This is a genomic window from Brevundimonas sp., from assembly GCF_031082345.1.
Classification (GTDB): domain Bacteria; phylum Pseudomonadota; class Alphaproteobacteria; order Caulobacterales; family Caulobacteraceae; genus Brevundimonas.
Map to the genome: position 1 here is coordinate 1 of NZ_JAVHLH010000080.1, position 10,655 is coordinate 10,655.

The 10,655-nt window shown below is 69.1% G+C and carries 9 protein-coding genes and 1 pseudogene; 1 reads left to right on the plus strand and 9 read right to left on the minus strand.

Features of this window, described 5'->3' with window-relative positions; genetic code table 11:
• On the plus strand, positions 1-405 hold a 405-nt coding region (locus tag RDU12_RS07095; protein ID WP_308684341.1), incomplete at its 5' end, for a sigma-70 family RNA polymerase sigma factor.
• A gap of 32 nt (positions 406-437) precedes the next feature.
• Here the strand turns inward: RDU12_RS07095 and RDU12_RS07100 are convergent.
• The 9 genes and pseudogenes from RDU12_RS07100 to RDU12_RS07140 all read right to left on the minus strand — a co-directional run.
• Positions 438-1,244 (minus strand): two-component system response regulator, encoded by an 807-nt coding sequence (locus RDU12_RS07100; protein WP_300289425.1) that lies wholly within the window; start codon positions 1,242-1,244, stop codon positions 438-440.
• Positions 1,245-1,326: 82 nt separating this feature from the next.
• Positions 1,327-2,622 (minus strand): adenylosuccinate synthase, encoded by a 1,296-nt coding sequence (locus RDU12_RS07105; RefSeq protein WP_300289426.1) that lies wholly within the window; start codon positions 2,620-2,622, stop codon positions 1,327-1,329.
• 83 nt (positions 2,623-2,705) lie between these two features.
• A complete protein-coding gene (locus RDU12_RS07110) occupies positions 2,706-3,869 on the minus strand; it encodes a phosphoserine transaminase (protein ID WP_300289427.1) in 1,164 nt (387 codons plus the stop codon).
• On the minus strand, positions 3,866-4,777 hold the full coding sequence (locus RDU12_RS07115; RefSeq protein ID WP_308684342.1) for a DnaJ C-terminal domain-containing protein: 912 nt from the start codon (positions 4,775-4,777) through the stop codon (positions 3,866-3,868). Before RDU12_RS07115 ends, RDU12_RS07110 begins: the two co-directional genes overlap by 4 nt.
• 101 nt (positions 4,778-4,878) lie before the next feature.
• Positions 4,879-8,598, minus strand: a complete 3,720-nt coding sequence (locus RDU12_RS07120; RefSeq protein WP_300290950.1) for a glycoside hydrolase TIM-barrel-like domain-containing protein — start codon at positions 8,596-8,598, stop codon at positions 4,879-4,881.
• Positions 8,598-9,059: an NlpC/P60 family protein gene (locus RDU12_RS07125; protein ID WP_300290952.1), complete on the minus strand. Its 462-nt coding sequence runs from the start codon at positions 9,057-9,059 to the stop codon at positions 8,598-8,600. Before RDU12_RS07125 ends, RDU12_RS07120 begins: the two co-directional genes overlap by 1 nt.
• Positions 9,056-9,709 carry a DUF2163 domain-containing protein gene (locus RDU12_RS07130; RefSeq protein WP_300290954.1) on the minus strand — a complete coding sequence of 218 codons (654 nt, stop codon included), beginning with the start codon at positions 9,707-9,709 and terminating at the stop codon, positions 9,056-9,058. The genes RDU12_RS07125 and RDU12_RS07130 overlap by 4 nt, the downstream gene beginning before the upstream one ends.
• A 1-nt stretch (position 9,710) precedes the next feature.
• Positions 9,711-10,340 (minus strand): DUF2460 domain-containing protein, encoded by a 630-nt coding sequence (locus RDU12_RS07135; RefSeq protein WP_300290956.1) that lies wholly within the window; start codon positions 10,338-10,340, stop codon positions 9,711-9,713.
• Between the two features lie 40 nt (positions 10,341-10,380).
• A pseudogene (locus tag RDU12_RS07140) lies at positions 10,381-10,655 on the minus strand (phage tail tape measure protein); the annotation flags it as partial.

Below are 10,655 nucleotides of genomic sequence, written 5' to 3' on the forward strand. Positions count from 1 at the left end.
ATCGCCACCAAGCTGGGCGTGTCCGAGGAAGAGGTCACCAATATGAACCGCCGCCTCGGCGGTGACGCTTCGCTGAACGCGCCGCTGCGCGCCGACGGCGAGAGCGAGTGGCAGGACTGGCTGGCCGACGACACGGCGGTCTCGCAGGAGACCCAGCTGGCCGAGGACGAAGAGAAATCGATCCGCCGCGGCCTGCTCGAGGAAGCCATGCAGGAGCTGACCGACCGCGAGAAGCACATCCTGACCGAACGTCGGCTCAAGGACGATCCGGTCACGCTGGAGGAGCTGGCGGGTCAATACGGCGTGTCGCGCGAGCGGGTGCGTCAAATCGAGGTCCGCGCCTTCGAGAAGCTGCAGAAGGCCATGCGCGCCGCCGCCGAGGAGCGGAATCTGGTCGACGTCTGATCGCGGGCTGGCTGGCGAGGCCGTCGCCAGCCTCAGCCGGCTCTCTTCAGCGACTCCGGCGGGGCCATGGCCAGCAGGGAGCCGATCGGGGCCGCGAGCGTCGCCTTGCAGGGCGGCCCCGAGGCAAGGGTGACTTCCAGCGCGCCGACAGCGACCGCCAGTCGCGAATCCGAGACCTTCATGGCCAGCGATTTCAGCGTCGCGGCCTGCTCGCGAATGGCCCGTACCGCCTGCATTGGGTCGTTGTCGAACTGATCAAGGGCCGATGCGAGAATCCGCATGGCCTGATCCTTCGCGGCCGCCATCGCCGCCGCGCCGTTCGCGGGCTTGTCCGCCTTGCGCTTGCGGTCGCCCGAGAATTCACCCGAGTTGAACCGTCGCCGGTCCGGTCCGACATAGCCGACGGCTTCCACCCAGTCGCGGGGCTTCAGAGCGACGTTTTCGACCCGCTTGAGCAGGTCGGCGCTCGTGAAAGGCTTGCGCAGGAATTCGTGCACTCCGCTGTCACGCGCACCCAGGATCGTGCTGGCGGTCGCATCGGCCGTGACCATGATGATTGGCGCCCGGCGGCAGGCAAAGCTCGACCGACGCAGCGCCCGCGCCAGGGACTCTCCGTTGAGGTTGTCGCCATTGCGCTCGGTGAAGATGATGCCGGGCTCGAGGTCTCCCGCGGTCTTCAGGGCGCGAGGCTCGCTCTGCTCGACGACGATTTCGCCCGCCCCCATGCCCTTGATGATCTCTGTCAGAAGACGCGCCGCGTGAGGGTTCGGATCGACGATCAGAACCCGTCGCAGCGCCGGGGCCAGCTTAGCCAGCATACGAGGATCGACAGCAAACAAGACGCAGCCTCCAGATAAGGCCGTCATGCTTAACCGGCGCCGGTTAAGGCCCGTTGAACGCTGGGAATGTCGGGACCAACGACTACCCTTGGAAGGGGTCGTGCATCAGGATGGTGTCGTCCCGCTCGGGGCTGGTCGAAAGCAGCGCCACGGGCGCGCCGATCAGCTCCTCGATACGGCGAACGTACTTGATGGCGTTGGCGTTCAAATCACGGAAGCTGCGGGCCGAAGCCGTGCTTTCGCTCCATCCCTCGAGTTCCTCGAACACGGGCTCGGCCGCGGCCTGGGCCTTCAGGCTGGACGGCAGATAGTCCACCACCTCGCCGCCGATGCGATAGCCGGTGCAGATCTTGAGCGTCTTCAGTCCGTCGAGGACGTCCAGCTTCGTCAGGGCGATGCCATCGATGCCATTGATGGCCACCGACTGCCGCACCAGGACCGCGTCAAACCAGCCGCAACGCCGGGCCCGGCCTGTGTTGACGCCCACTTCGCGGCCCACGGTCGCCAGATGCCGGCCGACCTCATCGTCGAGCTCACAGGCGAACGGCCCCTCCCCGACGCGGGTGGTGTAGGCCTTCACGATGCCCAGCACATAGCCGACGCTTCTCGGACCGATCCCGGATCCCGCCGCGGCCTGACCGGCCACGGTGTTGGAGCTGGTCACATAGGGATAGGTGCCGTGATCGACGTCGAGGAAGGCGCCCTGGGCGCCCTCGAACAAAACGCGCTTTCCATCGCGCCGCGCCTGATCAAGCACGCGCCAGGCAGGCTGAACATAGGGCAGGATCTTCGGCGCGATCTCCAGCAGCTGCTGGAGGAGCGCCTCCGGATCGATCGGCTCGAGGCCGAGACCCGCCCGCAAGGGATCGTGATGCGCCCGCAGACGATCGATTTTCACCTTGAGATCTTCGGCGCTGGCGAGGTCGCAAACGCGGATGGCTCGCCGACCCACCTTGTCCTCATAGGCCGGGCCGATGCCGCGGCCCGTGGTGCCGATACGGGCTCCGGGGGCGCTGGCCGCCGCCTCGCGGGCCACGTCCAGCGCCGGATGGATCGGCAGGATCAGGCAGGCGTTGTCGGCGACGATCAGTACGTCCGGGCTGATGGCGACACCCTGGGCCACGATCTTTTCGATCTCGCCGACCAGATGCCAGGGGTCGACGACCACGCCGTTGCCGATGATCGAGGGCTTTCCCTGAACGACCCCGCTCGGCAGCAGGGCCAGCTTATAGACCTTGCCATCGACCACCAGGGTGTGGCCCGCGTTGTGGCCGCCCTGGAAGCGAACGACCACGTCCGCCCGGTTCGACAGCCAGTCGACGATCTTGCCCTTGCCTTCGTCGCCCCACTGGGCGCCGACCACCGCGACGTTCGCCAAGACGTTTCTCCGCTACCGGGACTTCTGGAATGCGGGCGCAGCCTATAGCGGGGGAATCGGACGATGTCGCCCAAAGCAGCGGATTATTCCGCGAGCGCCGTCTCGTAGGCCCAATCCAGCCACGGCGTCATCGCCTCGACATCGGCAGTCTCGACCGTGCAGCCGCACCAGATGCGCAGCCCGGCCGGTGCATTGCGATGGCTTTCGACATCGAAGGCCGCACCCTCGGCCTCGAGCAGCGTCTTGATCCGCTTCACCAGCGCCTGCCGCGCGGTCTCGTCCATGGCGGTCACGCACGGATCGACGAACTTCAAACAGACCGACGTCGTCGAGCGCGTGGCCGGGTTCCCGGCCAGGTAATCGATCCAGTCCGTGCGCCGGACCCAGGCGTCGAGCGCCGCCGCATTCGCCTCCGTGCGAGCAATCAGCGCCGGCAATCCGCCGATCGCCAGACCCCATTCGACGGCGTCGATCCAGTCCTCGATGGTCCAGACCGAGAAGGTGTTGATCATCGAGCCGGAGGCCAGGGCGGCGTCGAAGCCCTCGCCGTTTCTCAGCCGCAGGACCTTGGGCACGGGACGAGGCGACGTGTAGCGGTCAAGTCTGTCGACGGCCCGGGGCGACAGCGCCACGACGCCCAGTCCGGCTTCGCCCCCGAGCGCCTTCTGGAAACTGAAGGTGACGACGTCCAGCCGATCCCACGGCAGAGGCATGGCGAAGGCCGCCGAAGTCGCGTCGCAGATCACGAGGCCTTCGCGATCGACCGCGATCCATTCGGCGTCGGGGGCCTTCACCCCCGATGTCGTGCCGTTCCACGGAAACACGAGGTCCTTCGCCGGATCGATCCCGGACACGTCCGGGAACTCGCCCCACGGCGCGGTCAGGATTTCCGGATCCAGCTTCAGGTGCTCGCGAATATCCGTGGCCCAGACCTGCCCGAAATTCTCGAACGCCAGCACCTGGACCGGCCGCTCGCCCAGCATCGACCAAAGCGCCGCTTCGACCGCCCCGGTATCGGATCCGGGCACATAGACCAGCCGCCAGTCCGACGGGACCTGAAGCAGGGCTCGGGTCAGTCGGAGGCCATGGGCGAAACGCTCCACCACCTCGGGCGCACGGATGCCGCGACCCAACAGTTCATGCGGAATGGCCTCGCTGGACCAGCCCGGCCGTTTCGCCGTCGGCCCGGACGAGAACCACGGCCGCTCCGGTTTCGCGTTCGGCTTTGCGGGCGTCTGTCGCGTCACGGGCGACCCGCGCCCTTGTCACGCATCGCCTGCGCCACTTTCGTCAATCCCTCATCGGGGCTGTCAGGCAGCAGGATCATCAGCCTGGCCAGCAGATCGCCGCGCTTGCCCCCGACGAACGCGCCTCGTCCCTTCAGGCGCAACACCTTGCCCGAGCTCGATCCCGGCGGGATGGTCATGTTGACCGTTCCCTCCGGCGTCCGCACCGGGACCTTGCCGCCCAGAATCGCGTCCGGCAGCGACACCGGCAGGTCCATCGTCAGGTCCGCGCCGTCGCGCTGGAACACGGGATGGGGTGCGATTTTCAGCGTTATCAGCGCATCGCCGGCTTCACTGCGGCCGGAGGCGCCCGGCGCACCCTGACCGCGCAGACGGATGACCTGCCCGTCCGCCGCTCCCTTGGGAATGGTGACATCCAGGGTCCGCCCGTCCGAGAACTGGATCCGTCGGGTCGTGCCCGAAATTGCGTCCTCGAGGCCGATCTCCAGCGTCGCCTTCACGTCGGCGCCCCGTGCGGAGAACCCGCCGCGCGGGCCGCCGGCGCGGGCGCCTCCGCCGAACATCCCGCCGAACAGGTCCTCCAGGTCAACGTTCTCAAAGCCGCCGCGCGGGCCGCCGCCCTGGCCGAAGGGGCTTCCGCCGGCGCCGCCTCTCGCCCCGCCGCCGAATCCGCGGAACTGCTCGCGTCCGTCGGCGTCAATCTCGCCCCGGTCGAATTTGGCGCGCTTCTCGGCGTCGCCGAGCAGGTCGAAGGCCGCCGTCACCCGCTTGAAGCGCTCGTCCGCTTCGCGATTGCCGGGATTTTTGTCGGGGTGCAGTTCCTTGGCGAGCTTGCGAAACGCCTTCTTGATCTCGTCCGCGCTCGCGCCCCTCGAAACGCCCAGTTCCTTGTAGGGATCGCCCGCCACGTTCGAGTTCGCTCCTGCCGCATCAAGTCCAGTCCGTCAGTTAGGGCATTCGCATCACGGCGCAAAGCGCGCGAGGCCCGAATCTCCGCTTTCACGGTGGATCAGATCAGACGGGTGCGGGCGGCGACGCCCCAGCCATAGCCGTCGCCCCACTGCGAAACCGAAACCTCGGCGTCGATCAAGCCATCCGGAAAGTCGGCGGCGGCGTCCGTCCCGTCGTAGGTGGCGGCTTCGGTTGCGACCTCGAACGACCGTATCGCGATCCCCGCGTTCAGAATGGCGATCCGATACCGGGGCGGGTCGGAGGGACGAGCCTCCCCCTCCCATCGATCGCCATCGAGACGTGATCGCGGCGTCCAGATCAGATCGAAGCCGCCATCCGAGCGCCCTGTGCAGCGCAGGTGGGCCGGGCTCCACGGCCGCTCATGCAGGCCGACCGGCGCGAAGACGATCTCGCTGACGCCGGCGCCGCCAGGCGGCAGTCCCACCGGGGCCGCTCTCCAGACCAGCGGCAGTCCGCGTTCGGCCGGAGGCGACGCCGCCCGCTCCAGACCCGCGCCCAGAAACACCACGGCTGCGCCGCTCGCCGCCCCCGCCGCCATGGCGTCCTCCGTCCCCTGCTGTCCGCGCAGCAGTCCGCTCAGTCTCCAGACCTCGCCTCCAACCAGTTCGGCCGTCCGGAACTGAACGATCTCCCAGCCGAGGACGGTCTCCACGGCCACGGCGTTGCCGCCCGCCAGCACGGCGGATATCGACAGGCTCTCCGGCGCTCCGCCCTCGATTCTGACCTCGAGCGTATTGACCCCGTCCCAGCGGTGCCGCACCCCGCCGGCGAGCGCGGCGACCAACTGCCCCACGGTCGCAGATTCGGGAATGTCGCCGCGCGCCGTCAGGCTTGCAGGATCGGCCCCCGCGAAGATGCGCATCGGTCGCCATGGCTCCGCCGCGACGACCACGATCGGGCGGGCGTCGCCGCCTCCGTCCATCAGCAGGGGCAGGTCGAGCATGCGGAAGTACGGCGCGCCGGTTGCGGTCGGGCCCTCCCCCGTTGACGGAACTCCGTCGTTCTCTCCGGGTCGGACCGTCGAAGCGGGTTCAAGAACCGCCGACGGAGTCTCGTCCAGATCGACCCGCATGGCTCGCCAGTCCCGATCGTCGCCTGAGACAGAAACCGTGTCTCCGGGCTCGAGCGCAAGCGATTCCAGCGGCCCGAGGAAGACCGTCAAGCGGTCCTCGCGGCCGGCCTCCAGGGCCCGCGCCGCCGCCGCCAACGCCAGGGATTTCGAGCAGACGGCAGGCAGGTCCATATCCAGCCCGCCCCCTTCCCCCGCTGTCCGGACCACCGCGGAGCCCGTCTGATAGTCGGCGTCGCCGTCGATGAACCTCACACGAGCCGCGCCGGGCAGGGCCTCGAGCGTCCGGTCCGCCCGCACGCCGCCCCCTTTCGCTGGCAGGGCCAGAGCCTCCGGCGCCAGGGTCAGCGCGGCGGGTTCGGTTCCGGAAACCGCGATAAGGCCGTTGCGCTCGGCTGCGACCATGCCGAGGGCCGCCAGCAGCGGTTCCAGAGCATCCCGAACGCGCATGGGCCGATCGATGACATAGCCTTCCACCTCGCCCCCCGGATCTCCGATCTCGAAATCCGTCTCGGCCAGGCCGGCCCGCATCAGGATCTCCGCGAGCAGATTGCGCGTCCCGCCGCCCAGCCGCCCGTTCAGCCAATGCCCCGTCCGCCATGCGCCTGCATCGGCCCAGACTTCAGAGCGCGCCGGAAAAACGGGCCACGGGCGGGCGTCCCAACACCAGGCGTCCGCGGCCTCCAGCATCTTTCCGCCGTAGACCGTCGAGGCCGGATTGTTCGTCGGCTCGGCGAAATGGGCGAGAACCGCTTCCAGGGCCCGGCGCTGCATACGGTCGTCACGGGCGCCCGTTGAAAAGGGCGGCAGACTGCCTTCCGCGCTCTTGGCATCCTGAAATAGATTGGGCGCATTGCAGCCGCGGTCGACCGCCGGACACCCGAACTCGGTCAGACGGATCGGCTTCATGGCCGGAGTCCACGCTGTGGGCGCACCGCTCCGGACGCCGCCGGGGCGATCATGGTGCGCGTGCGACCACCATCCGATCAGGTCCTTGACCCGGAACACCCAGTCCTCGCCATGCGCGGTGTCGACGATCGGCGTGCGAACCTGGGCGGCGCGATCCGACGGCGAGGCGTAGAACCAGTCAAAGCCTTCGCCGCCCGCCACCTGCGCGGCCAGACTGTCGACCGCGTCGGGCCCGCCGAACAGGTTCGCGTCGAGACCGCCGTCCCCGTACCGCCAGTCCGATAGCGGCGGGTACCAGTCGATGCCGACGTAGTCGATGTTCGGATCGGCCCACAGCGGATCCAGGTGAAAGGCCACATCGGCGCCCTGTCGCCATCCGGCATATTCCGACCAGTCCGCCGCATAGGACAGCTTGACGCCGCTCCCGACGATCGCCCGGCATTCCGCCGCCAGTACGCGGAAGGCGTCGACCGCCGGAAACTGACCGCTTGTGTCGCGCGTCCCGGTCAGGCCCCGCATCTCCGATCCGATCAGAAGCCCGTCCGCGCCACACTCCGCCGCCAGCGCGGCATAATGCAGGGCCAGCCGCCGCAGGCCCCAGCCGGCGGCCTCGCCGAATACGGCCGAGACGTCTGAACTCGCCGTCGCTTCATCGCCCACCAGTCGGCCCCGCCATGGGTAGGCCGCCTGTTCCACGCCCCCGTGCGGGTCCGGCAAGCCGTTGCCGGGAGGCACGTCCATGAACACGAAGGGATAGAGCGTCACCTGCAGCCCGCGCGCCTTCAGTTCGGCCACGGCCTGGCGCACGCTTTCGTCAGAAGGGGTGCCGCCATAGGCCGGGGCGCCGCCGCTCTGCGAGATCAGGTGGGCGTCGTCGCGGGTCAGACCCGCCACCGACCAGTGGACCGGCTCGGTCGGCTTGTCCCGGCGCTCCACGCCGGGACGGATGGTGCAGTGTCCGGCCCGCAGATCGTCGCCGAACCAGCCGACCACAAGGCTGACCCGCTTCAGATTGGGCAGCTGAACCTGCAGCTGGTCCAGCGACACCGCCAGATCGGTCCGCCCGTCCCCTGCATGCATGTTCTCGGGCTTCGTCCGCGTCAGCCCCTCGCGGCGCATGACCGCTTCGGTCGCCAGCACAAACTCTCCCGCGCCGGGGATGAGACAAACCCCGTCCAGTCTGTCCTCAAGGGTCGGCTCCGCTCCCAGCGGCCGGCGAAACACCTCGAAGGACAGCTGCGGGGGCCGGTTGCCATAGGGACCGAGCGGCAGATCCTCGAACACAACATAGGCCGTGCCCCGGTAGGCTGGAGCCTCGCCCTCGACGGCCTCGATCAGAGGATCGGGCGTCTGGTCGTCGGCCCCGCGATGCAACCGCATTGTCACGCCGCCCAGGTCCATCGGCTGCCCGTCGGCCCAGACGCGACCCACGCCGTCGACCGGCCCCTCGCAGAGCGCCACGGCGAAGCTCAGCGAGTAGTCGTACTCGACCGTGCGCGGCCCGCCCTTGCCGGCTGAGGAGCTCTTTCGCCCTTCGAGGAACCGCGCCGCCCAGATCACCTGCCCAGTGACGCGGGCGCGGCCGAAGACGCACGCCATCGGCGAGCCCTCGGCTGCGCCCTGCAGCGCCAGCGCATTGAGCCGCGGCCCCTTCTGGCGCGGCGCTTCAAGTCCCGCGACCAGGCTCCGGTCCAGCATCCCGCCGAGCGTGGACCCGATAACGCGGCCCAGACCGCCGCCGACCGCCCCGCCGACGGCGCCAAGCACTACCTGCGCCATCAGCCCGTCTCCCGATCTGTCTGTTCCGGCCAGGCGAAGGCCGCCACCAGCCGGCGCCGCCACCACAGGCCCATCCAGCTCTCGACGACAGCCCGCCCCCAGTAGGCGTGAATCATGCGCGGCTCGTCACCGCCCCTCAGAGCCCCGGCGCTGAGGATGGCGCAATGTTTCGCGGGAGCGCCCGCGGCCATGCGGAACAGCAGCACGTCGCCCGCGCGCGCGGTGTCGACAGGAATTTCGCTCAGCCACCGGCGGGCCGCCTGCAGAAGCGTCTCCTCACCCCCCAACTCGGCCCAGTCCGGTCGATAGGGGGATGTCGGTTCCGGCTCGGCGCCGAACAGCTCCCGCCAGACGCCGCGCAACAGACCCAGGCAATCAGCGCCCTCTCCGCGCAAGCTGGCCTGGTGCTGATAGGGCGTCCCGAGCCAGGTGCGGGCGATCGCCACGACCCGGGGTCTCATCGGCGACTCCGGCCATCGTTGCGCGCGCCCTGCATCGGGACGGCGGTCAGAAAGTCATCGCCCGGAATATCGGGAAATCCCTGAAAGTTGGCTCCGTTGCCGAACTTCGCGCGACACGTCGCCCAGCGCTTGTCGCACCCCTCGCCCGGAAATCCGGAGAGATCGAGCTTGCATCGGGCGTCTCCCCACTGGGCGTCGCAGTCCCGGCCATAGGTCCGCCCGACGACGCGCTCCAAGGCGGCCAGCGGCCCTTCGAGTTCAGCGGAAAATCCGTCCCCGTCGCGCCGTATCCGGGCGAGCCGCGCCACCCACAGCCGGACCTTCAGGTCAGGTCGGCGCCAGTCCAGCCGCCACAGTGAGATCTCTGCCCGATCAAACAGGCCCTGCTCGATATCGACCTCGGTGATCCCGTCGTCGTCGAGAACACCCGCGACGACCGCCGTCCCCGGCGCCAGCCCGACGCCGCTCCCCGCCGCGCCGCCGGTCCAACCGCTGGAAGCCCGGCAGACGACGCCTTCCACCTCCAGATCGCAGTCGTGATCGGTGAATCCCGCCACCACGCCATCCGCCCGCTTCAGCACCCAGGCATGACACAGCGTCGCCGCGCCGATCTCGATCCGAGCCGCCAGTTCTTCCGGAATCTGACGCATCTCAGACCCTCACCTCGATCAGGGGCACGGCCGCCATGCGCCCGGCGGCGAAGCTCTCCAGCGTCACGTCGATCCGGTCGGCGTCGAAACGGACAGGGACGTCGAATTCGAATCCCGCCGTGACAGCCACGCCCTCGGCCGGAGGCGTCAGGAAGGTCACCGTTCCCGTCGTCAGGTCCGCTTCAAAGCTCGACGGATTCTGCTCGAGGCCATCGAGACCGACCCTCACTGTTCCTTCGACAGGCTTGACGATCCGTCGGTCGGCCGCGTCCGGCCCCTCGCCATATCGCTTGCACAGCTCGAAGGTCGCACGGGCGCCGTCGCCCACGCCTAGAACCTGATCGTGAGGCGTGATCGCGCCGCTGGGCGCGCAGGACCTGAAGTCGGCGAAATCCCGGAACCGGAACCCGTACAGCCGCCCGCGCCGGGCCTCGAAGAAGGCCGTCAACGCCGCCATGTCGTCCAGCGACCTCAGGTTCGCGCCGATCAGATAGCGCCGGCGACCCTGCGCCCAGGGCGTCGAGCGCCGCTCGAAGCCTGAGCCCAGCGTCACGATCTCGGTGCGCCGTTCGACGCCGCCGGTCGATCCGAACGCCAGACGCGCGGGCAGGCTCACCTCGTGAAAGGCCATGAATCTTCTCCGTAATCCGGATCCGGCGCGGCGGTCGCGCCTAGAGCCGGCGCGCGCCGAGCGAGACGGCCCGCGCCAGCGCCTGGGCGATCTGCGCCTCGGATCGGAGCAGCGCCTCGGCCCCGCCGTCGACCCGCACATTGACGGTCACGCCCGACCCCGCGACCGGTTCGACCGTTCCCGGACCCGACGGCCGGAACAGCTCCGGGCCCCGTTCGCCGACCAGATAGGCTCCACCCCCGATCACCGGCCCGCCGTCCGCCCGCGCGCCGGAAAACACCGACCCAGCCGCCTGGGCGATGGCGCCAGCCAGGC

Coding starts and splice junctions, on each gene's coding strand:
- RDU12_RS07120 (WP_300290950.1), bottom strand. CDS start 8,598: ATGGCGCAGGTAGTGCTTGGCGCCGTCGGCGGGGCGGTCGGCGGCGGT.
- RDU12_RS07125 (WP_300290952.1), bottom strand. CDS start 9,059: ATGAGACCCCGGGTCGTGGCGATCGCCCGCACCTGGCTCGGGACGCCC.
- RDU12_RS07130 (WP_300290954.1), bottom strand. CDS start 9,709: ATGCGTCAGATTCCGGAAGAACTGGCGGCTCGGATCGAGATCGGCGCG.
- RDU12_RS07135 (WP_300290956.1), bottom strand. CDS start 10,340: ATGGCCTTTCACGAGGTGAGCCTGCCCGCGCGTCTGGCGTTCGGATCG.